Annotated in this window: 23 protein-coding genes and 1 riboswitch; of the genes, 7 read left to right on the top strand and 16 right to left on the bottom strand. The window is 75.7% G+C overall.

Annotation, left to right across the window (positions count from 1 at the left end):
• Positions 1-13: 13 nt before the first annotated feature.
• Together H9657_RS04380 and H9657_RS04385 are read right to left on the bottom strand one after the other, a co-directional pair.
• Positions 14-664: a LytR C-terminal domain-containing protein gene (locus tag H9657_RS04380; RefSeq protein ID WP_191780647.1), complete on the bottom strand. Its 651-nt coding sequence runs from the start codon at positions 662-664 to the stop codon at positions 14-16.
• A gap of 37 nt (positions 665-701) precedes the next feature.
• The gene (locus H9657_RS04385) at positions 702-998 is read right to left on the bottom strand and encodes a type II toxin-antitoxin system VapB family antitoxin (protein WP_191780648.1); all 297 of its coding nucleotides are present in this window, start codon (positions 996-998) and stop codon (positions 702-704) included.
• 75 nt (positions 999-1,073) lie between these two features.
• Between H9657_RS04385 and H9657_RS04390 the strand changes: the two genes are divergently transcribed.
• The 3 genes from H9657_RS04390 to H9657_RS04400 are packed head-to-tail and all read left to right on the top strand — an operon-like array spanning position 1,074 to position 3,891.
• Positions 1,074-1,697, top strand: coding sequence for a CDP-alcohol phosphatidyltransferase family protein (locus H9657_RS04390; RefSeq protein WP_191780650.1), 624 nt, complete (start codon positions 1,074-1,076; stop codon positions 1,695-1,697).
• A gap of 26 nt (positions 1,698-1,723) precedes the next feature.
• Positions 1,724-2,629, top strand: coding sequence for a phosphatidate cytidylyltransferase (locus H9657_RS04395; protein WP_318241283.1), 906 nt, complete (start codon positions 1,724-1,726; stop codon positions 2,627-2,629).
• Positions 2,626-3,891, top strand: a complete 1,266-nt coding sequence (locus H9657_RS04400) for a lysophospholipid acyltransferase family protein (RefSeq protein ID WP_318241284.1) — start codon at positions 2,626-2,628, stop codon at positions 3,889-3,891. Before H9657_RS04395 ends, H9657_RS04400 begins: the two co-directional genes overlap by 4 nt.
• 30 nt (positions 3,892-3,921) lie before the next feature.
• Here the strand turns inward: H9657_RS04400 and H9657_RS04405 are convergent, their stop codons facing one another.
• The 3 genes from H9657_RS04405 to H9657_RS04415 all read right to left on the bottom strand — a co-directional run bounded on the left by H9657_RS04405 (position 3,922) and on the right by H9657_RS04415 (position 5,403).
• Positions 3,922-4,674, bottom strand: a complete 753-nt coding sequence (locus tag H9657_RS04405; RefSeq protein ID WP_191780653.1) for an HAAS signaling domain-containing protein — start codon at positions 4,672-4,674, stop codon at positions 3,922-3,924.
• Positions 4,671-5,054, bottom strand: a complete 384-nt coding sequence (locus H9657_RS04410) for a PadR family transcriptional regulator (RefSeq protein ID WP_191780654.1) — start codon at positions 5,052-5,054, stop codon at positions 4,671-4,673. Before H9657_RS04410 ends, H9657_RS04405 begins: the two co-directional genes overlap by 4 nt.
• A 145-nt stretch (positions 5,055-5,199) precedes the next feature.
• Positions 5,200-5,403 carry a cold-shock protein gene (locus H9657_RS04415; RefSeq protein ID WP_089797961.1) on the bottom strand — a complete coding sequence of 68 codons (204 nt, stop codon included), beginning with the start codon at positions 5,401-5,403 and terminating at the stop codon, positions 5,200-5,202.
• Positions 5,404-5,718: 315 nt separating this feature from the next.
• Here H9657_RS04415 and H9657_RS04420 point away from each other — a divergent pair, with 315 nt between their 5' ends.
• Positions 5,719-7,599 carry a M48 family metallopeptidase gene (locus H9657_RS04420; protein WP_191780656.1) on the top strand — a complete coding sequence of 627 codons (1,881 nt, stop codon included), beginning with the start codon at positions 5,719-5,721 and terminating at the stop codon, positions 7,597-7,599.
• Between the two features lie 48 nt (positions 7,600-7,647).
• Here H9657_RS04420 and H9657_RS04425 read toward each other — a convergent pair whose 3' ends face one another.
• Positions 7,648-8,133 (bottom strand): hypothetical protein, encoded by a 486-nt coding sequence (locus tag H9657_RS04425; RefSeq protein ID WP_191780658.1) that lies wholly within the window; start codon positions 8,131-8,133, stop codon positions 7,648-7,650.
• Between the two features lie 142 nt (positions 8,134-8,275).
• Here H9657_RS04425 and H9657_RS04430 point away from each other — a divergent pair, with 142 nt between their 5' ends.
• Positions 8,276-8,500, top strand: a complete 225-nt coding sequence (locus tag H9657_RS04430) for a PLD nuclease N-terminal domain-containing protein (protein ID WP_191780659.1) — start codon at positions 8,276-8,278, stop codon at positions 8,498-8,500.
• Between the two features lie 7 nt (positions 8,501-8,507).
• Here the strand turns inward: H9657_RS04430 and H9657_RS04435 are convergent, their stop codons facing one another.
• The 9 genes from H9657_RS04435 to gcvP form a co-directional block, all read right to left on the bottom strand.
• Positions 8,508-8,804 carry a DUF1905 domain-containing protein gene (locus H9657_RS04435; protein WP_191780661.1) on the bottom strand — a complete coding sequence of 99 codons (297 nt, stop codon included), beginning with the start codon at positions 8,802-8,804 and terminating at the stop codon, positions 8,508-8,510.
• Positions 8,805-8,844: 40 nt separating this feature from the next.
• Entirely contained in the window at positions 8,845-9,369 is a 525-nt protein-coding gene (locus tag H9657_RS04440) for a mycothiol transferase (RefSeq protein WP_191780663.1), read from the bottom strand.
• A 62-nt stretch (positions 9,370-9,431) separates the two neighbouring features.
• Entirely contained in the window at positions 9,432-10,163 is a 732-nt protein-coding gene (locus H9657_RS04445; RefSeq protein WP_318241285.1) for a glycosyltransferase, read from the bottom strand.
• A 13-nt stretch (positions 10,164-10,176) separates the two neighbouring features.
• Positions 10,177-10,614, bottom strand: a complete 438-nt coding sequence (locus H9657_RS04450; protein WP_191780665.1) for an Hsp20/alpha crystallin family protein — start codon at positions 10,612-10,614, stop codon at positions 10,177-10,179.
• A 177-nt stretch (positions 10,615-10,791) separates the two neighbouring features.
• A complete protein-coding gene (locus tag H9657_RS04455; protein ID WP_191780667.1) occupies positions 10,792-11,247 on the bottom strand; it encodes a (deoxy)nucleoside triphosphate pyrophosphohydrolase in 456 nt (151 codons plus the stop codon).
• Positions 11,248-11,407: 160 nt separating this feature from the next.
• Positions 11,408-11,644 (bottom strand): helix-turn-helix domain-containing protein, encoded by a 237-nt coding sequence (locus H9657_RS04460; protein ID WP_191780669.1) that lies wholly within the window; start codon positions 11,642-11,644, stop codon positions 11,408-11,410.
• A 308-nt stretch (positions 11,645-11,952) separates the two neighbouring features.
• Positions 11,953-12,324, bottom strand: coding sequence for a glycine cleavage system protein GcvH (gene gcvH, locus H9657_RS04465; protein ID WP_191780671.1), 372 nt, complete (start codon positions 12,322-12,324; stop codon positions 11,953-11,955).
• Positions 12,325-12,383: 59 nt separating this feature from the next.
• Complete coding sequence (gcvT, locus tag H9657_RS04470) at positions 12,384-13,547, bottom strand: glycine cleavage system aminomethyltransferase GcvT (RefSeq protein WP_191780673.1); 1,164 nt, start codon at positions 13,545-13,547, stop codon at positions 12,384-12,386.
• 56 nt (positions 13,548-13,603) lie between these two features.
• A complete protein-coding gene (gcvP, locus tag H9657_RS04475; RefSeq protein WP_404813134.1) occupies positions 13,604-16,606 on the bottom strand; it encodes an aminomethyl-transferring glycine dehydrogenase in 3,003 nt (1,000 codons plus the stop codon).
• Between the two features lie 209 nt (positions 16,607-16,815).
• A riboswitch (glycine riboswitch) is annotated at positions 16,816-16,924 on the bottom strand.
• 122 nt (positions 16,925-17,046) lie between these two features.
• Here gcvP and H9657_RS04480 point away from each other — a divergent pair.
• Positions 17,047-18,282, top strand: coding sequence for an RNA polymerase factor sigma-54 (locus tag H9657_RS04480; RefSeq protein ID WP_191780674.1), 1,236 nt, complete (start codon positions 17,047-17,049; stop codon positions 18,280-18,282).
• 45 nt (positions 18,283-18,327) lie between these two features.
• Here the strand turns inward: H9657_RS04480 and H9657_RS04485 are convergent, their stop codons facing one another.
• A complete protein-coding gene (locus H9657_RS04485) occupies positions 18,328-18,948 on the bottom strand; it encodes a hypothetical protein (RefSeq protein WP_191780676.1) in 621 nt (206 codons plus the stop codon).
• 193 nt (positions 18,949-19,141) lie between these two features.
• On the opposite strand from H9657_RS04485, the gene H9657_RS04490 reads away from it, so the two are divergent.
• On the top strand, positions 19,142-19,783 hold the full coding sequence (locus H9657_RS04490; RefSeq protein ID WP_191780678.1) for a hypothetical protein: 642 nt from the start codon (positions 19,142-19,144) through the stop codon (positions 19,781-19,783).
• Positions 19,784-19,791: the final 8 nt, after the last annotated feature.

Raw genomic sequence — 19,791 nt, forward strand, 5'->3', positions numbered from 1 at the left:
GGTCGTCGGGCGGTCAGCCCTCGGCGGGCTGCTCCTGCGCGGGCTGCTCGCCGGTGGGCTGCGGCGCGGCGGGGGCCGTCATCTCGGCGAACGGGGTGCAGCCCTCCGGGCCGACGAGCGGCGCGGCCGGGTCCAGGACCACCTGCTCCTGGGGGAGGAGACCCGTGAACTCCTTGCCGACGATGAGGTCGACCAGGGCGTCGCCGCGGGCGTCGTTCTGCAGGACCGCGTCGGGGACGTAGGCCTGCAGCGTGTAGGCGGCCGCGCTGCCCGACGCGCCGTAGATGATGCGCGCGGTGCCGGTGACCGCCGAGGGTGCGTTCTCGGTGACGCCGATGACGAAGCCACGGTCCGCGAGCTGCGTGGCGGTCGTGCCCGCGAGCCCGCCGATGCCGGCGCCGTTGTACACGTCGACCGTGATCTGGCTGGTCGGGACGGGCAGCGCGCCCTCGGGCGGGCAGTAGGTGGCGAGCGCCGCGGTGTCCACCGTGGGCTTCACCGAGAACCCGCGCTCGAGGAACGGCAGCGACAGGCTGTCCGTGTAGAGGGCGGCGGAGCCGAGCCCGGCGACCGCGAGGCACGCGAGCAGCACGCCGAAGACGACGGCCTGCCGTTCCTGCATGTGCCTGCGGCGCAGCGCGCGTCCACGGTCCTGGTCGCTCACGACGTCCTGCCCTTCACCGGCCTGCGGCGCACCGCACTCACGTCAGCACCAGGACGCGCGCGTGCAGCATCGCCCGCTGGTGCAGTGCCGCCCGCACGGCGCGGTGCAGCCCGTCCTCGAGGTACATGATCCCCTTGAACTCGACCACGTGGGCGAACAGGTCGCCGTAGAACGTCGAGTCGTCCGCGAGCAGCGCCTCGAGGTCTAGGGTCCGCTTGGTGGTCACGAGCTCGTCGAGCCGGACCTGGCGCGGAGGGACGTCCGCCCACTGCGCGGGCGTCGTCAGCCCGTGGTCCGGGTACGGGCGCCCCTCGCCGACGGCCTTGAAGATCACGGGGCGAGTCTAGGGGGTGCCCGGCGCGCGGCCCGGACGTGCCGCGGCACGTCGAGCGGTCGGTACAGTCGCGCCATGCCGTCGCTGTACGCGCTCAAGCCCTGGTACACCCGTCGGCTGCACCGGTTCGTCGCCGGTGCGGTGGCGCGCGGGACCTCACCCGACGCGTTCACCGCCGTGGGTGTGCTCGGGGCGGTGCTCGCGGGTGCCGCGATCGCGCTCGGCTGGTGGCTGCCGGCGCTCGTGCTGCTGGCCGTGCGCCTCGCGGGTGCCAACCTGGACGGCGCGGTCGCCCGTGCGCGCGGTGTGGCGCGGCCGTGGGGCTTCGTCCTCAACGAGCTCGGCGACCGCGTGTCCGACCTGCTGATGTTCGCGGGCCTGGCCGTGCTGGCCGTGCGGACCGGTGGCGACGCCGTCGCCGGTCTGACGCCCCTGTCGTGGGTGCTCGTGGCGGCCGTGGCCGCGACGCTGCCGACGTTCGTGTCGCTCGCCGGCGCCGGGGCCGGGACGCCGCGGTTCAACGGCGGCCCGTTCGGCAAGACCGAGCGCTGCGCGTTCGCGGTGTTCGCGGCCGCCGTCCCGACGCTGCTGCCCGCGGTGGCCGTCGTCGTCGTGGTGGGGTCGGTGCTGACCGGCGTCGTGCGGGCGCTGCGCGCCCACCACGTGCTCACGTCGCCCGTCACCAGGGCCGGGGCGTGAGCCTCGACCCGTCGCAGCGTCCCGGGGTGGTCGACCCCCTCGCCGCGTGGACGGGCCTGGACCGCACGGCGTACGCCCTCGACCTGCGGCTCGGCACGTGGCACCTCGACCTCGACGGCCGTGCGGTCTTCCTGCTCGTGCTGACCGCCGCGATCCTCGCGGTCGCGGCCGTCCCGGTGCTGCTGTCGCGCAAGCCGGAGCTGCGGCGCCGGTGGACGACGTGGGCACTGATCCTGCCCGTCATCGGGATCCCGATGTGGCTCGGCCCCGGCCCGACCGCGCTGCTCGCGGCCCTGCTCGCGCTGCAGGCGGTCCGCGAGTTCTCCCGCATGACCCGGCTGCCCCGCCCGGAGACCGCGATCCTGCTCGTCCTGGCCGTCGCGTACCCCCTCGCGGCGTGGCTCGACCCGGGCCTGCTCGCGCTGGTCCCGCTCGTGGCCCTGCTGTGCGCGGTGCCCGCGGTGCTGTCGGGGGACCTCGAGCGCGGCGTGGAGCGCGCGACGGGCGCCGCGTTCGGGTCGATCTGGCTGTGCTGGTCGCTCGCGCACCTCGTGCTCGTCGGCTCCGACGCGTTCCTGCTGTGCTTCGCCGCCGCCGCGACCGACGTCGCGGCGTGGTGCGGCGGTCAGGGGCTCAAGCGGTTCGCGTGGGCGCGACGTCCGCTGTCGCCGCTGAGCCCGAACAAGACGGTCGGCGGTCTGGTGGGTGCCGCCGTGGGTGGGACGATCGTGCTCGTCGTCCTCGGTGCGTTCTCGGCCGGTCTGGTGGTGGCGGTGGTGCTCGGCGGCGTGGGAGGTGACCTGGTGGAGTCGATGGTGAAGCGACGCGCGGGCGTCAAGGACGCGGGGACGTGGCTGCCCGGCTTCGGCGGGCTGCTCGACCGCGTCGACTCCCTGCTGCTGGTCCTGCCGCTCGCCTGGGTGCTGGCGTGAGCACGGACGACGCCCCGCGCGACGACCACGGCCACACGCCCGCCGAGACGTTCCGGCGGCTGCGACGTCGGGTCGGTCTGCCCCCGGGGTTCAACCTGGCCGGTGCGGTGCGGCACTCGGTGTGGCGCAACGTGTTCCACCTCGTCGGCGGGTTCCGGGTCGTCGGCTCGGCGCCCTACGAGGCGATGGTCGTCGTCGCGAACCACCAGTCGCACGCCGACACCCCGGCGCTCGTCGCGGCGTTCCCCGCGCCGTACAAGCCGGTCGTGGTCGCCGCGGGGGACTACTGGTTCGACGACCCCTGGAAGGCGCGTCTCCTCAAGCTCGTGATCGGGGCCGTGCCCGTGCGGCGCCACGGCGGCGGCGGGTACGAGTCGCTCATCGAGGGCGCCACGCAGGTGCTCGGCAGCGGGTCGAGCCTGCTGGTCTTCCCCGAGGGCACGCGCTCCACCGACGGGCGGCTGGGCCGGTTCCGCAGCGGGGCGCTGCGCATCGCGCAGGAGTTCGACGTGCCGATCCTGCCCGTGGCCGTCGTCGGCACGCGCGAGCTGCTCGCCAAGAAGGGCCGCCTGACGCCGGGGCCGGTCGAGGTGCGGGTGGGTCACCCGGTGAACCCGCACGAGCTGACGGACATGGCACCGCTCGTCGCGCAGATCGAGGGGATGCTGGCGGCCGGGCCGCCGGTGCCGTCGCGGTCGCGCACCTGGCGGGTGCTGCGCAACCACATGTCGGGGCCCGCCGGCATGGCGGGCGCGTTCGGCTGGGGGTTCGCGGAGGCCGTGAGCCTGCCGGTCACCTCGGAGATGTACCTCGTGCTGGTCGCCGCAGCCCACCCGCGCCGCGTCCTGCCGGCCGCCGCGTTCCTCGCGGCCGGGTCGGTCGCGGGCATCCTGGTCACGCGCGCGCTGACGGCCCGCGGCGAGCGTCCGCCCGCGCCGCTGACCACGCCGGCGATGCGCTCGCGGGCCGCCGCCGACCTCGCCGCGGCCGGCGCCCGGGGCATCTGGCGGCAGGCGCTCAACGGCGTGCCGGTCAAGGTCTACGCGGCCGAGGCCGGCGCCGCGGGCGTGCCGGCCGGGCCCCTGGCCGCGCACGCGCTGGGTGCGCGCGGCGCGCGGTCGCTCGCGGTCGGTGCGGTGGTCGGCGCGGCCGCGGGTGCCGCGGCGCCGGTGCTGCGGCGCTTCTACGGCCCGTACCTCGCGGTGGCCGGCGCGACGTTCGCGGCCGGTCTGGCGCTGGTCGTGCGGCGCTGGAGCCGCTGACCGCCGCGGTGCCCGGGCGCCGCGGCGGGGTCACCCCGCCAGTCGCGTGAGCAGGAGCGTCATGCCCACCGCCACGGCGAGGCAGCCGACCTGCATGCCGGTGACCAGCAGGGTCGTCCGGCGGGCGTCGCGCCGTGCCGCAGCCTCGGCGGCCGCTCGGTCGGCGCCGGGGGCCACCACCGGGTCCACGAGCGAGCGGTCGCGCAGGCCGAGCACGGCCGTGACGGCGAGCACCGCGAGCGCAGGGACCGCGACGGGTGCTGCCGGCAGGGTGACGACGTGCCACGACCGCGTCAGCAGCGCGAGACCGACCAGCGCGCCCAGCAGCACCGTGCTCAGCAGCCAGATCCGCCAGAACGAGCTCGCGACGAGGTAGCGCAGCAGGGGAGTGCCGTGCCGCTGCACCACGAACGGCATCGCGAGCACCGCCAGCACCAGGCACAGGGTGCCGCCGGTGACCTCGAGCGCCCCGTCGCCCGACCAGGCGACGACGCCGTCGACCGCGAGGACGAGCGCGGCGCCGCCGAGCGCGATCGGCACCATCGTGCGGGGGTCCTCGGGTGTGGGCCGGCCGGCCGTCTCGGCGATCTGCGCGGCGTACTGCACCGGGTCGCCGAAGGCGTCGGCGGCGTCGGCGCCGGAGTCCAGCACGTGCGACTCCACCTCGGACAGGACGTCGCCGATCACGTCTCCTGGCACGTCGCGCATCCGCAGCTCGACGACGAAGGCGTCGACCCACACCGCGTCGACGTGCGGGGCGATGTCGGTCGGTTCGGTGCTCATCGGGCGTCCTCCGGGCTCGTGACGAACGTCTGGGTCAGGTCGGCGAAGCGGGCCCACCGGGCGCTCTCGTCGCGCAGGTGGGCGCGGCCTGCGTCGGTCAGCGCGTAGTACTTGCGCCCGGGGCCGCCGTCGCCCGGGCGCCACTCCTCGGTGAGCAGCCCGGCGGCGTGGAGCCGGCCGAGCAGCGGGTAGAGGGTGCCGCCCTTGATCTCGCCGAGCCCCGCGGCGGCGAGGCGCTGGGCGATGTCGTAGCCGTACGTCGCGCCGTCGGCGAGCACGCGCAGGGCGCACAGCGACAGGACGCCGCGCAGCCACTCGCCGGGCCAGTCGACGCCGGCGGTGGCCGGCCTCGCGTCGGGCGGCGTGGTGGGGGAGGGCATGGCTAGACAGTACGGCTGACTAGGTAGAGGCGCAACTTACTCAGGGGTTGCGGGCGGCCGGATAGCCCGCAGAAACGACGAAGGGCGCCCCGACCAGTGGTCGGGACGCCCTTCGGTGAGCCCGTGGGCTCGGTGAGCTCGTCGCTCAGGCAGGTGCGACGTTCGAGGCCTGCGGGCCCTTGGGGCCGGCCTGCACGTCGAACTGCACGCGCTGGTTCTCCTCGAGCGAGCGGTAGCCCTGCGTCTGGATGGCCGAGTAGTGGACGAAGACGTCCGGGCCGCCGTCCTCGGGGGCGATGAAGCCGAAGCCCTTCTCAGCGTTGAACCACTTCACGATGCCAGTGGGCACGTCATTCTCCTCATGCGGTTACTACGGACCCGACGACCGGGACCGGTGAATCACGGTGGCCGTCGTCCGCTCCGGAGAACGGGACACACACAGCACTGCGACTACGTGGTACAGCGTAGCGGCAGGTATCGGGCGTGCGCGAGGGGTTCAGCCGCACGGACCTGCGCGATTCCCTCGACCGTGACCAGGGCCTGGACCGGATGTGCGCGCCGTCCACAGCTCGTTCCCCGTTCGCCCACGCGGAGCCCTCCCGCGCCGCTACGCTCCCCCGCGGACGGGCGGCCCGCGCCCCCAGGGGAGTCCAGGAGGCACCACATGAGCACCAGGTCGCGCGCCGTCGTCGCGGTCGTCACGCTCGCCGGCTTCTACGTCGTCGCGCTGCTCGTCATCGCCGCTCTCGGTGCGGCGACCGTGCTCGCGTTCCGGTCGGGGAGCGGCCCGCTCGCGGTCAAGCTCGGCGTCGTCACGGTCGTCGCGCTCGCCGGCGTCGTCGTCGCGCTGTGGAAGGTCGCACGGGCACGACCCGCGCCGCCGCAGGGCCCGGCCCTGCTGCGCGCGGACGCCCCGGAGCTGTGGGCCGTGGTCGACGAGCTCGCGGTGCTGACGGCCACGCGCGCCCCCGACGAGATCCGCCTCGCGCCCGACGTCAACGCGGGCGTCATGGAGGACGCGCGGTTCCTCGGCCTCGTCGGCGGCACGCGGCGCATGGTGCTGGGCGTGCCGCTGCTGCAGGGCCTGACCGTCGCGCAGCTGCGCTCGGTGCTCGCCCACGAGATGGGCCACTACTCGCACGACGACACGCGGCTGTCCGTGGTCGTGCACCGCGGCCGCGTCGCGATCGGCGCCACCCTCGCCGAGCTGGCGGGCTCACCGGCGGGCTGGCTGCTGCGCCAGTACGGCAAGCTCTACCTGCTCGTCTCCGCCGCCACGAGCCGCCGGCAGGAGCTGGCCGCCGACGCGATGTCGGTCGCGGCGGTGGGCCGCGCGACCGCGCAGTCCGCGCTGCGCGAGGTGCCCGTGCTCGACGCCGCGTGGGACTTCTACCTGGAGTGCTACGTGAACGCCGGGTGGGAGGTCGGCCTCGCGCCGACGTCGGACGCCTTCTTCGCAGGGTTCGGGCACCTGCTGGCCGGGCGGGCCGAGGAGCTGGCGGCCGTGCGCGACACCCCGCGGACCGAGCGGGCCGGACGCTGGGACAGCCACCCGCCCGTCGGGGAGCGCGTCGTCGCGATGGACCGGCTGCCTGACGTCCCCCACACCCCCGACCCGCGGCCCGCGACCGTGCTCGTCCCGCGGATCGAGGTCCTCGCGGCGCACCTGGCCGACGAGGTGCTGGCCGTCGAGGACCGCCGGCGGCTGCCCTGGCCCGAGCTGATCCCGCCGGCCGTCGCCGCCGTGCAGCAGCGCAGCGCGGACAGCGTCCACCGCGCGGCCGCCCGGCTCGCCGGCGTCCCGCGCGCGACGCTCGGCACCGTGCTGGACCTCGTGGCCCAGGGCCGCGGCGACCACCTGGCACGCGAGCTCGGCATCGAGCCCGGGGGCCCGACCGTCGGCCCCGCGGGCGAGCGACTGCCCCACCCGCTGGCCGGCGCCCTCGAGCCCGTGCTGTCCTCGGCCCTCGTCAACGGCGGTGCCGCGCGCTGGCACCTCGACTGGACGGGCCCCGCCACGCTGCGGGACCGCGAGGGTGACCAGCCGGACCTGGCGGCGTGGGCGGACCTCGCCGCCGACCCCGCGGGCGTCGAGCAGGTGCGCGCCTGGCTCGCGGGCCTCGGCGTGGACGCGCAGGCGGTCGGGCAGGTGCACGAGCGTGCGACCGCCCACGGCGCGTCGGTGCTCGGTGGGCTCGCGAACGTCTCGGTCGACGGCACGGACCACGACGTCGTCGTCCTCGACCGCGGCCTGGTCCTGGTGCCGTGCCCCAAGAAGACGGACGGCGGCAAGGCGCGTCTCGTCGGCGTCGTGCAGTCGGCGCCCGTGCACCAGCTCGCGCACGTGCACCGGTTCGTCTCCTACGAGGACGTCCGGACGGCGACCGTCCGGCGCGCGTCGCCGGTGCAGGCGACCGTCGAGCTGCACGACGGGTCGCGCATCGAGCTCAAGGAGCGGTGGTCGGGGGAGTACCTCGCGAAGGGCTCGCAGGAGATCCTCGTGGGGCACCTGCGCTCGCTCGCGGTCGTCGAGCCGGGGGCCTGACCGGCGCGAGCGTCGGCCCCCGGGTGAGCCCCCGGGGGCCCGGCCGTCTCAGCCGATGGTGGCCGTCAGGCGCAGCCGGTCGCCGAGCGTGAGGTCGTCGACGCGCACCGGCAGGGCGCGCGCCGCGGGCAGGGCCTCGCCGACCAGCGGACCCAGGCGGTCGAGATCGACCTCGACGACGGTCGCACCCTCGTGGGTGTGGACCGTGGCGACGCCCGGCGGCAGCTTGCCGAGCTGCCCCCGCACGGCCTCGGTGACGAACCCGCTGAGGTCCATGCGCATCACGGGGTGCGACGCGACGACCGCGACGCTCCACGTGCGGCCCGTGACGCCACGGTCCTCGACGCGCACGTCGACCGGGCCTGCGAGCCGCGTCGCCATGCGCACGGCACCGGGCACGCCGGGCAGCTCGTGCACCTTGACCTGCGCCTGCACCAGGCGGTCGCTCCCGCGGACGTCGGTCACCGCGGACGGGATGGCGTCGGCCGCGCGGGCCAGCGTGAGGGCCTCGTCGAGACCCAGGGTGAGCTCCATGGCGCCAGGCTACGGCGCGGTGGGGGCGGACGCGGTGCGTTCCGCCGCACGACGGGACGTCCTGCCCAGCGCCGCACGCCGGACAGGTGGACGATGGGGGCGGCGTCCCCGCGGCGCGTGCCCACCGACACGGAGGTCCGACATGCACCTGAAGCAGAAGAAGTGGCGCGAGATGCGACGCGGTCAGCGCGTGGTCGTCGCGGCGGTCGGTGCGGCGCAGGTGGCGCTCACCGCGTCGGCGTTCCGGGACCTGGTGAAGCGGCCGGCCGACCAGGTGAACGGGCCGAAGATCGCCTGGGGCCTCGCGCTGCTGGTCAACTGGGTGGGCCCGCTCGCGTACTTCGCGAAGGGGCGCGTCACCTCCTGAGGTCGCGTCACACGTCGACGAGCCGCAGCCGCAGGTGCACCACGTCGCCCGCGGTGACGTCGGCGGCCGTGCGCACGGCCTTCTTCACGGGCAGCACGTACGTCTCCCGGCCCTTGTCCGGGAACAGGGACGTGCGCCACGTCGTCGGGCCCAGCGTCACCTCGACGCGCACCGACCCGAAGCCGCCCTGACGGCCCCGGGTGAGGTCGTCGATCTCGTCGGCGACGGGGAACGGCAGCGCGGCGAACACCCACGACCCGTTCTCGACCTGCCACAGCGGGGCGTCGACCTCGAACTCCGTCACGTCCGGGACGCTACCGTCGGGCACCCACAGCGGCGGGGGATCAGGCGGGTGCCACGCCCGGCGGCAGCAGGCCCCGCAGGTAGGCGGCCTGGCCGGCGTGCTGCACGCAGTCGTCGAGGATGCTGACGAGCCGCACGCCCAGCGTCACCGGCGGGTCCCACGACGTGTCGACGACGGTCGCGAGGTCGTCGTCCTCGACGCGCTCGAGGTACGCCAGGGTCTGCGCGGTCGTCGCGTCGAGGTAGCCCAGCAGCAGGTCGGGCGGGGCGTCGACGAGCGCGACCTCGTCGGGCGACTGCCCGTAGCCCGTGGCGTCGTGGTCGAACGGGAGACCGAACCGCTCGGCCCACCCGTCCGCGGTCCAGAGCTGCTCGACACCGGCGAGCGGCGCGACCTGGGAGTCCTGCCCGCGGGCGACGTGCCACGCGAGCCACGCGAGCGTGGTGGCCTGCGGCGTGGGGCGCCACGTCCGCGCCGCCGCGTCCGTGCCCTCCAGGGCGGCCCGGACCACCGGACCGACCCTCCCGAACCCGTCGGTCAGCACCTGCCGTGCACCTGTCGTCACGCGTCCGACCGTACGGCCGTCCGTGGCGGGGCGCACGGCGGGGCGCGCCCCGGTGGCGGCCGTCAGGCCGGCGGTCCGGACGGCACCGGACGGCCGCCCTCGACGGCCTCGACCACCCCGGCGACGCCCGGCGACGCCGCGATCTGCTCGGCCAGGCGCCGGGCGGCCGCGCGGTACGCGGGGTCGTCCCGGACGGTGCGGACGGCCGCGCGCACCTGGTCGGGCGCCGGGCGGTTGCCGCGCAGCTGCATGCCGGCGCCGCTCCACCGGACGCGCGCGCCGACCTCCGCCTTGTCCTCGGTCGACCCCGCGACGACCAGCGGGACGCCGTGCGCGAGCGCCCAGTGCACCCCGCCGTACCCGCCGTTGGTGACCATGACGTCCGTGCGGGGCAGGAGCGCGGCGTACGGGACCATCGTCGCGGCGCGGACGTTGCCGGGCAGCGGCCCGAGGCGCTCCACGGGTGTGCCGCCGGTCGCCGCCACCACGAGCACGTCCTCGTCGGCGAGCGCGTCGATCGTCGGACGCAGCAGCTGGCCGAGGTCGTCGTTGGCGACCGTGCCCTGCGTGACGTGCACGACGGTCCGGCCGTCGAGGTCCCCCCACCAGGCCGGCAGGAGCGCGGGGTCGACGTCGACGCTGCCGGCCCGCGGCACACCGACCGGACCGACGAGCCGGAACGTGTCGCCCAGGCCCGGGCGCGGGTACTCGAACCCGGGGACCGTGCACTGGACCGTCACGTCGGCGGCGCGCGTCCACCCGAACATGAAGCCGGCGGGCGGGCGGGCGCCCACCCGGTGGGAGGTGTCAGTCGGCGGTCGCGGTGGCCTCGATGGGCGTCGCGGGGGCGCCGTGCTGAACCTCGACGCGGCGCGGCTTGGCCTCCTCGGCCACCGGCACCGTGAGCGTGAGGACGCCGTCGTTGTAGGTGGCGCTGATGCGGTCGAGCGCGAGCCCGCGGCCCACGGTGAGCTGGCGGGCGTAGGTGCCGACCGGGCGCTCCTTGGCGAGCCACTGCACGTCGTGCTCGGTGCGCGGGCTGCGCTGCGCGCGGATCGTCAGGGTGCGGTCGTCCACGCTGACGTCGATGGTGCCCGGGTCGGCGCCCGGCAGGTCGACGTGCAGCACGTAGTGGTCGCCGTCGCGGTACAGGTCCATCGGCATGGTGGCCGAGGCGCGGTCGGCCGCGAGGACCTGGCCGAGCACGCGGTCCATCTCGTGGAACGGGTCGAAACGAGTAGCCATGCCCCATCACCTCCTTGACATGGGTCCGGTCCCCCCGGATCCCGGCGCTACCCCGGCGGTCCCCGCCGCCGGGTGGCTACATGTCAAGAATTAGCACTCTCGTACCGAGAGTGCCAATCGCTCGAGGGTCCGATTTCGCTGCAGGCGAACACCCTGGCGGGACCGTCGGGCGGGCCCTCAGGCCGAGCGGTCGACCGACCGCCGGTCGTCCCGCGCGAAGCTGGCGACGAAGTCCAGGAGACCCTCGACGATGCGCACGTCGGCGTCGAGCCACGGCACGTCGAGCCACTGCCCGGCGGGCAACCACCGCAGCTCGTCGTGCTCGACGAGCGGTTCGGGACCGCCCTCGAGGACCTCGGCGAACCACAGCCGCATGACGTACTCCTCCGAGATGCGCCAGGCGCCGTCGTCCGGGCCCAGGAGCTCGACACCGAGCCCCACGCGCACACCGAGCTCCTCGCGCAGCTCACGGTGGAGCGCGTCCTCGGGGGTCTCGCCGGCCTCGACCTTGCCGCCGGGGAACTCCCACCGGCCGGCGAGGCTGGCGGGGGTCGCGCGACGGGCGGCGAGCAGCAGCCGGGGATCGTCGAGGTCGTCGACCACGGCGGCGGCCACGACCAGCACAGGACTCATGCCTCGAGTGTGCCAGCCGTCTGTCACGGCCGGGTCACGACACTGTGCCCGGCTGTTCACGTCGTTCGCACAGCCGGGGAGGACCGGCCGGGCGTGACGCGTGAACCTGGGTGGTACGGGTGCGGAGGGATCCCTCCCGCCCCTCCGCGGGGCGGTGACGTCAGCGGATGCCGTGGGCCTCGGCCCAGGCGACCGCCTCGGCGCGCGTCGACACGCCGATCTTGCGGTACACGCTGCGCACCTGGGACTTCACGGTGTTGCGGGTGACGAACAGCCGCGTCGCGATGTCCTCGAGCGTCACGTCCTCGGTCAGCTCCGCCAGGACGACGCGCTCGCGCCGCGTGAGCGAGTGTGCACCCAGGATGTGCGGGTTCACGGTCGTGTCCAGCATGCTCATGATGTCCTCCGGTGGGCGGCGGGCCCGGGCTCTCCGGCCCCGCGTGGGCTGCGTACCGGATGAGAGCGGCGCACGTCAGGGTTATGACGCGACTTTCGCCGATTTCTCTGAATCACCGTGAGACCCCCCCGCGGTGCCGATCGCTGCACCTGTCAGACGACGCCCAGGCCCCCCTGATACATCACGGTTGAGACGTCGTCACCAGCACTGTGCGCCACATCACCCGTTCGGGCAAGCACCCGGACGCATGGACGACCGTCCAGGTCTCACCCGAACGGACGCACCCCGCCACCTGTCACCCGGACGGCTCACGGGTTGAGCGCGCCGTACTCCTCGGCGGAGAGCAGCGGACCCGTCGACGTGACCTCGACGCGCAGGAGCCAGCCCTCGCCGTACGGGTCCGAGTTGACCAGCGACGGGTCGTCGACCGCGGCCTGGTTGACCTCGACCACGCGCCCCGTCACGGGCGAGAACAGCTCGGAGACCGACTTGGTCGACTCGATCTCGCCGATGACCGACCCCGCCGCGACGTCCGAGCCGACCGACGGCAGCTCGACGAACACGATGTCACCCAGCGCGTCGGCCGCGACCGCGGTGATGCCGACCGTCACGGGCACCGAGGCGTCCACCCACTCGTGCTCGGCGGTGTACTGCAGCGTCTCGGGCAGCTCGGCAGCCATGGGTGCTCCTGTCGGGTCGGGTCGTGCGGACGTGCGGGCGGACCGCGTGCTGCGGACCGTCACCGAGGACGACGGTAGAAGGGAAGGGGCACGACGCGCACGGGTTCGCGCCGACCGCGCACGTCGACCGCGAGCTCGGCACCCTCGGCGCTCATCTCGGGTGTCACGTAGGCCATCGCCACGGGGTACCCGAGCGTCGGCGACGGCGCGCCCGACGTCACGGTGCCGACGACCGGCGCGTCGGGTGCCGTGGACGCGAGCACGTCGTAGCCGTGACGCGCGGCGCGACGCCCCAGGCCCTGCAGGCCCACGAGCACGCGCGCGGGCGCGGAGACCGCGCGGGCGGCGAGCGCGTCACGCCCGACGAAGTGCATCGGCGCACCGTCCGCGTCGACCTTGTCGAGCCGGACCACGCGTCCCAGGCCGGCGTCGTGCGGCGTGGTCGTGCGGTCCAGCTCGTTGCCGTACAGCGGCATGCCGGCCTCGAGGCGCAGCGAGTCCCGCGCCGACAGGCCCGCGGGGACGAGGCCGTGCTCGGCGCCCGCCGCCAGCAGCGCCCGCCACAGGGCGGGCGCACGGTCGGCGGCGACGAAGAACTCGAACCCGTCCTCGCCCGTGTATCCGGTGCGCGCGACGAGCACCGGGGCGTCGTCGAACCGCATCGGCAGGCACGCGTAGTACCGCAGCGTCGCGGGCGTGACGTCGGCCGGCCCCGCGGGGTCCGCGGTCAGCCCGTCCAGCGCCTCGACGACCGCGAGCGCGCGCGGCCCCTGCACGGCGACGAGCGCGGTCGCGGCGGAACGGTCCTCGACCTGCACGTCGAGCCCCGTGCCACCGGCACGCTCGCGCAGCTCGGCGAGGACCACGTCGTGGTTCGACGCGTTCGCGACGACGAGGTACGCGGTGTCGCCCGTGCGGTAGACGACGAGGTCGTCGATCACCCCGCCGTCGGGCTGCACGATCATCGTGTACCGCGCGCCCAGCCGCCGCAGGCCGCTGAGGTCGCCGACGAGCGCACGGTCGAGGAACGCGCCCGCGTCGGGCCCTGCCACCTCGATCTCGCCCATGTGCGACAGGTCGAACAACCCGGCCGCGGTGCGGACCGCGGTGTGCTCCGCGAGGTCGGACGTGTAGCGCAGCGGCATCTGCCACCCGGCGAACGCCGTGAGCGCGGCACCGAGGGCGACGTGCTCGTCGTGCAGCGGGGAACGCAGGTCGGTCATCGGGACTCCTGGCGTGGCGGCGGGTCGGACGTCGGGCCTCGGCGTGCCGGGCGCGCTCATCGCACGTCGTCCGCGTACGCCTCGACGGGCGGGCACGAGCACACGAGCTGACGGTCGCCGCGGGCGCCGTCGATGCGGCGCACGGGCGGCCAGTACTTGTCGGCGCGCAGCGACGCGAGGGGGAACGCGGCCTGCTCGCGGCCGTACGGCTGGTCCCAGCGGTCCGCGCTGACGGACGCCGCGGTGTGCGGCGCCTGGCGCAGCGGCGAGCCCGCCAGCGGCCAGCGGCCGTCGGCGACGTCCGCGATCTCGGCGCGGATCGCGACCATCGCGTCGACGAACCGGTCGAGCTCGACGAGGTCCTCGCTCTCGGTCGGCTCGATCATGAGCGTGCCCGGGACGGGGAACGACAGCGTCGGCGCGTGGAAGCCGTAGTCCATGAGCCGCTTGGCGACGTCCTCGGCCGTGACGCCCGTGGCCTTCGTCAGCGGGCGCAGGTCGAGGATGCACTCGTGCGCGACCAGGCCGCCGGGGCCCGCGTACAGCACGGGGTAGTGCTCGCGCAGGCGCGTGGCCAGGTAGTTCGCTGCCAGGACGGCGGTCTCGGTCGCGCGGCGCAGGCCGTCCGGCCCCATGAGGGCGACGTAGGCCCACGAGATCGGCAGGATGCCGGCCGAGCCCCAGGGCGCGGCCGCGACGGGCGCGACGACGGGGCCGCTCGCACCCGGCACCGGCACGCCCGCGGCCCCCGGCGTCGGGTCGCCCGGCAGGTACGGCGCGAGGTGCGCCGCGACCGCGACGGGCCCGACGCCCGGGCCGCCGCCGCCGTGCGGGATGCAGAACGTCTTGTGCAGGTTGAGGTGCGAGACGTCGCCCCCGAGCTCGGCCGGCCGGGCCAGCCCGACGAGCGCGTTGAGGTTGGCGCCGTCGATGTAGACCTGCCCGCCCGCGGCGTGGACGAGGTCGCAGACCTCGCGCACGTGCGCCTCGTAGACGCCGTGCGTCGAGGGGTAGGTGATCATGATCGCCGCGACGCGGGGCCCGTGCTGGTCGAGCTTCGCGCGCAGGTCGGCGAGGTCGACCTCGCCGTCCTCGGCCGTCGCGACGACGACCACCTTGAGGCCCGCGAGCGCGGCCGACGCCGCGTTGGTGCCGTGCGCCGAGGCCGGGATGAGGCAGATGTCGCGGTGCTCGGCTCCCTCGGGCCGGGTGGCCTCGTGGTACGCGTGGATGGCCAGCAGCCCGGCGAGCTCGCCCTGCGAGCCGGCGTTGGGCTGGACGCTCACGGCCGCGTAGCCCGTGATCTCGGCGAGCCAGTCCTGCAGCTCGGTGACCAGCGCCGCGTAGCCCCGCGTCTGGTCGGCGGGCGCGTACGGGTGGACGTCCGCGAACTGCGGCCAGGAGATGGGCTCCATCTCGGCCGTCGCGTTGAGCTTCATGGTGCACGAGCCCAGCGGGATCATCGTCCGGTCGAGCGCGAGGTCCTTGTCGGACAGGCGGCGCAGGTAGCGCAGCATCGCCGTCTCGGAACGATTCACGTGGAACACGGGGTGCGTGAGGTACTCCGTGGTCCGCAGCAGCTCGGCGCGCGGCTCGGTGGGGCCACCCCCGAACGCGCCGAACGAGACGGTCCCGTCGGCCGCGACCGGGGCGGTGGTGACGCCCGCGACGACGAACGCACCCAGCACCGCCACCACGTCGTCCGCCGTCGTCGTCTCGTCGCACGCGACCTGCACGTGGTCGGCGTCGGCGACCCACACGTTGATGCCCGCGTCGACAGCCGCCCGTGCCACGTCCGCCGCACGGCCCGGCACGTGCGCGCGCACGGTGTCGAAGACGTCGTCGTGGACGACCGTCACGCCCAGGTCGCGCAGGCCGCGCTGCACGTCTCGCGCGTGGCCGTGCACCCGCCGCGCGATCGCCCGCAGCCCGTCGGGCCCGTGGTAGACCGCGTACATCGACGCGACGATCGCGAGCAGCGCCTGCGCCGTGCAGATGTTGCTCGTGGCCTTCTCGCGGCGGATGTGCTGCTCGCGGGTCTGGAGCGCGAGCCGGTAGGCCGGGGCGCCGTCGGCGTCGACCGACACGCCCACCAGGCGCCCGGGCAGCGTGCGCTCGAGCCCGGTCCGCACGGCCATGAACGCCGCGTGCGGTCCGCCGCCGAAGAGCGGGACGCCGAAGCGCTGCGCCGAGCCGACCGCGACGTCGGCACCGAGCTCGCCCGGCGACGTCACGAGCGTGAGCGCCAGCAGGTCCGCGGCGACCGTGACGAGGGCGCCGCGCTCCTTGGCAGCGGCGACGAGCGGCCGCAGGTCGCGCAGCGCACCCGACGCCCCGACCTGCTGCACGACGACCCCCACGAGCGGCCCGTCGACCTCCGGCAGCCCGTCGGTCAGGTCCGCGACGACGACCGGCAGCCCGACGGCCGCGGCACGCCCGAGCGTCACGGCGAGGGACTGGCCGAACAGGTCGGCGTCGAGCACGACCGTGCCCGTCGTCGCGCGCGAGGCCCGCCACATGAGCGCGACGGCCTCGGCGACGGCCGTCGCCTCGTCGAGCAGCGACGCGTTCGCGACGTCGAGGCCCGTGAGGTCGGACACGACGGTCTGGAAGTTCAGGAGCGCCTCGAGCCGGCCCTGCGCGATCTCCGGCTGGTACGGCGTGTAGGCCGTGTACCAGGCGGGCGACTCCAGGACGCCCCGGCGGATCACCGCGGGCGTCACCGTGCCGTAGTAGCCCTGGCCGATCATCGGGCGCAGCACCTGGTTGCGCGACGCGATGCCGCGCAGCGCCGCGAGCACCTCCTCCTCGGAGCGGGCCGCGGGCAGGTCGAGGGGACGCTCGGTGCGGATCGCGGCGGGCACCGCGGCGTCGACGAGCGCGTCCAGGTCCGCGTACCCGAGGGTCGCGAGCATGCGGGACGTCTCGTCGCCGCGCGGGCCGATGTGCCGGTCGGCGAAGCCGTCGGCTGCGGGCGAGCGGACGGGCGCGGTGGACGGGGGTGCGGACGCGGCGGCAGCCACGGACGGCACGGCCAGATCGGTCACGAGATCGGTCACGAGCTGCTCCACGGGGTCGTCCGGACGTGGCGGTGCACGGACCGGGACGGGCAGGGGCTCCCCGCTCTGTCATCCACCCCGTACGGGGTGACCTGAGAGTTTTGCCGGTCCGCCGTGGGCGTCGTCCGCGGACGGACGAGACCCCGGGGCGCGCCGGCTTGCACCGTCGGTGGGCACCGGACCTGGCCGGCGCCGCTTTCCAGAGTTGCCTGGCCACGGCGGTACGGGTGCCTGAGAGATTCGGAGGGGAACTTGCTCCTTCGGCGCCCCGCACGACCACCCGGGGGCGGCCGACGGGAGCTCTCCCGCCGCGGTTCGAGCAGCGTGTTCAGTTGTGCTGGATCTGCCGGTCAGCCTACGGCACGGGCCCCGGCGCGGGCGGCGGCGGCCGTCGCGACACCCGCACGGGCGCCGACCCGGGACGGGGCGACACTGGTGGGGTGGAGCCGGTCCACGGCCCGGCGACGGAGCACGGGCTGGAGCAGCACGCCACGCTGACCACGGTCGCGCGGCAGCTGCTCGACGTGCTCGCCGCGACGCAGGCCGACGTCGACGCGGACGTCGAGGCCCGCGTGGCCGACAACCCCGCGCTCGTGCGCGGGACCCCCCGGCGGTGCCGCTGGTGCGCCTCGCCGCTGCGCCGCGGCCGGTGCCCGACGTGCAGCGGCTCCGGGGCCGACCTGCGGTCACGCGACCCCGCGGCACCGGCCGACGAGCGCGACCGGGTGCGCCTCGACGCGCGCGCCCTGGTCCCGCCGGGTGCCGAGGGTGACGTCGACGCGGCCGTCGCGCTCCTCGACGACCGCGGCCTGCTGCCGCCCGACGCGCCCGACCCGCCGGCGCCGCGGCTCGCGGCCGCCCTGGCCGCCGTCCGCACCGTCGCACCCCCCGGCACCGCCGAGCGCGGGCTGCACGCGAGCCTCGTCGCGCAGGCGGGCTGGCACGTGCGGCACGGCGCGCCGGACCTCGTCCTCGTGCTCGTCCGCGACCACCTCGCCCGCATCGGCACCCCCGACCTCGCGCGGCACGTCGGTGCGTCGCCCGCGGCGCTCGAGGCGGCGATGCACGTCGTGCGGCGCCTGACGCCCGCGCCGCTGCCCCGCGGCGCGTCCGACGGCCCCGCGACGCCGCCGGACGTCGTCGTGCGTGAGGTCGACGGGCGGCTCGTCGTCGACGCGCTCGGGCCGGACGACCTCGGGATCGGGCTCGACGACGAGCTCACCGCCCTGCCGCTCGAGGACGCCGCCGCCGCGTGGCGCGACGCCCACGTCGCGGCCGCCCGGCAGCTCGTCTACCTGCTGGGACGGCGCGCCGACACGCTGCGTCGCGTCACCGCGGTGGCCGTCGACGTGCAGGAGGGGTTCGTGCGGCACGGGCCGTCGGCGCACCGGCCCCTGACCCGCGCGCAGGTGGCCGCGCGCCTGGGGCTGCACGCGTCGACCGTCTCGCGCGTCGTCGCCGGGGCCGTCGTCGCCCTGCCGGGCCCCCGCGTGCTGCCGCTCGCCGACCTGTTCGGCACGTCGCACGCGGCGCGCGACGCGGTCGCGGCCCTGTTCGCGTCCGACGACCCGCCGGCCACCGACGCCGAGGCGGCCGAGCGCCTCGCGGCCCGCGGAATCCGGGTGGCCCGCCGCACCGTGGCCAAGTACCGCGCGGCCGCGTCCACCGCGCCGTGAGCCGTGCGCCCGGGCCGTGAGCCGGGCACCCGGGGCGCGGTGCGCTCAGGTCGTCGGGTCGGCGAGCGCGGCGGCGAACCAGCCGCCCGGCGGGACGTCGGCCGGGGGCGGCTCGACCGCGGGCTGCGGCCGCTCGGGCTCGCGGGGCCACAGGACCTCGACCCGGCCGGCGGCGGACCCGAGCGCGGCCGCGCCCACGGTGACGCGTGACTCGTCGATGCCGAGGCCCGGGTACGCGACGACGACGACCAGGTCACCGGGCGGCGGCGCGGGGGTCAGCCACAGCCGGCTCGACCACTCGCGGCCACCGCCGCCCCCGCCGAGGTGCGCGAGGAAGGGCCCGTCCGGCGCAGGCCAGGTGGGCCGGCCCGCGACGACCGCCCGGCCGTCGGCGAGCTCGACGCCGACGAGCAGACCGCTGTGGGGCATCGCGTGCAGGTGGTCGGACGGCTCCGGGTCGAGGCGGAGGCGGACCGCCAGGTCGATCTGCACGCCCGCCGTGTAGCGGGAGAGGCCGACCAGCAGGACCGCGGCGTCGCGGGACCGCCCGACGACGCCGCTCACGCCGACGGCCGCGGGCGCCTCGTTGTCGGGAGGGGAGAACCGGAGCCTCGCCCGGTCGAGGTCGCCGTCGTCGCCGCCGGAGAGGGCGATGGCCGCTCGCATGGACCCGACCTTCGGGGACACCGGTCCCCCACGTCAACCGGATCACGCCCGGTGACCGGCACGGACGGCGGAAGCGGGCTTCGTGGGTGCGAACGGCCCTTCGCACCCGTGACCCCGCAGCCCCCGCACGCCCGTGGCACGGAACGTGCATGTAGGGGGTGACGGAGTCCGCAGCGGGGAAAGGGATGCGCCCATGCATGACATCGACCGAGCCCTCTTCGAGATGGGCCAGGAGAACGCCTGGGAGGGCGAGTCCGAGAACGAGCTCGGGGGGCAGGGCGAGATCGGCCTGGCGACCGAGCTGCTCGAGGTCACGTCGGAGGAGGAGCTGGACCGGTTCCTCGGCGACGTGCTGCGCAGCGCCGTGAGCGCGGGCAAGGCGTTCGCGTCGTCGAGCGCCGGCCGCGCCGTCGGCGGGCTGCTGAAGTCCGCCGCCAAGCAGGCGCTGCCGCACGTCGGCCGCATGGTCGGTGGCGCGGTGCCGTGGATCGGCGCCGACGCGGGCGGCAAGGTCGGCGGCTTCGTCGCCGGCAGGCTCGAGGCCGACCTCGAGGGCCTGTCCCAGGAGGACCGCGAGTACGAGGTCAGCCGGGCGTTCGTGCGCTTCGCCGACGAGACCGCACGGATCGCGGCCGCTGCGCCCCCCGGGATGCCGCCGCAGGTCGCCGCCCAGCGTGCCGCCACCGCCGCGGCCCGCCGCCACCTGCCGCCGCTCGCCCCCGTCGTCGCGGGCATGCGACCGCCCGCACCCGGCGGCCCGACCCGCCCCGGCGGGCACCGCACGACCGGCCGGTGGGTCCGCCGCGGTCGCAACATCGTCCTGCTCGACGCGTGAGGAGAGGT

Origin of the sequence: Cellulomonas avistercoris (assembly GCF_014836445.1) — a bacterium.
GTDB lineage: Bacteria > Actinomycetota > Actinomycetes > Actinomycetales > Cellulomonadaceae > Cellulomonas > Cellulomonas avistercoris.

What these genes read in the sequence shown, in the direction of transcription:
- H9657_RS04460 (WP_191780669.1), bottom strand. Translation starts at nt 11,644, where the DNA reads ATGAGCATGCTGGACACGACCGTGAACCCGCACATCCTGGGTGCACAC.
- H9657_RS04430 (WP_191780659.1), top strand. Translation starts at nt 8,276, where the DNA reads ATGCACCTGAAGCAGAAGAAGTGGCGCGAGATGCGACGCGGTCAGCGC.
- H9657_RS04410 (WP_191780654.1), bottom strand. Translation starts at nt 5,054, where the DNA reads ATGCCCTCCCCCACCACGCCGCCCGACGCGAGGCCGGCCACCGCCGGC.
- gcvT (WP_191780673.1), bottom strand. Translation starts at nt 13,547, where the DNA reads ATGACCGACCTGCGTTCCCCGCTGCACGACGAGCACGTCGCCCTCGGT.
- H9657_RS04420 (WP_191780656.1), top strand. Translation starts at nt 5,719, where the DNA reads ATGAGCACCAGGTCGCGCGCCGTCGTCGCGGTCGTCACGCTCGCCGGC.
- gcvH (WP_191780671.1), bottom strand. Translation starts at nt 12,324, where the DNA reads ATGGCTGCCGAGCTGCCCGAGACGCTGCAGTACACCGCCGAGCACGAG.
- H9657_RS04425 (WP_191780658.1), bottom strand. Translation starts at nt 8,133, where the DNA reads ATGGAGCTCACCCTGGGTCTCGACGAGGCCCTCACGCTGGCCCGCGCG.
- H9657_RS04405 (WP_191780653.1), bottom strand. Translation starts at nt 4,674, where the DNA reads ATGAGCACCGAACCGACCGACATCGCCCCGCACGTCGACGCGGTGTGG.
- H9657_RS04485 (WP_191780676.1), bottom strand. Translation starts at nt 18,948, where the DNA reads ATGCGAGCGGCCATCGCCCTCTCCGGCGGCGACGACGGCGACCTCGAC.
- H9657_RS04450 (WP_191780665.1), bottom strand. Translation starts at nt 10,614, where the DNA reads ATGGCTACTCGTTTCGACCCGTTCCACGAGATGGACCGCGTGCTCGGC.
- H9657_RS04455 (WP_191780667.1), bottom strand. Translation starts at nt 11,247, where the DNA reads ATGAGTCCTGTGCTGGTCGTGGCCGCCGCCGTGGTCGACGACCTCGAC.
- H9657_RS04490 (WP_191780678.1), top strand. Translation starts at nt 19,142, where the DNA reads ATGCATGACATCGACCGAGCCCTCTTCGAGATGGGCCAGGAGAACGCC.
- H9657_RS04390 (WP_191780650.1), top strand. Translation starts at nt 1,074, where the DNA reads ATGCCGTCGCTGTACGCGCTCAAGCCCTGGTACACCCGTCGGCTGCAC.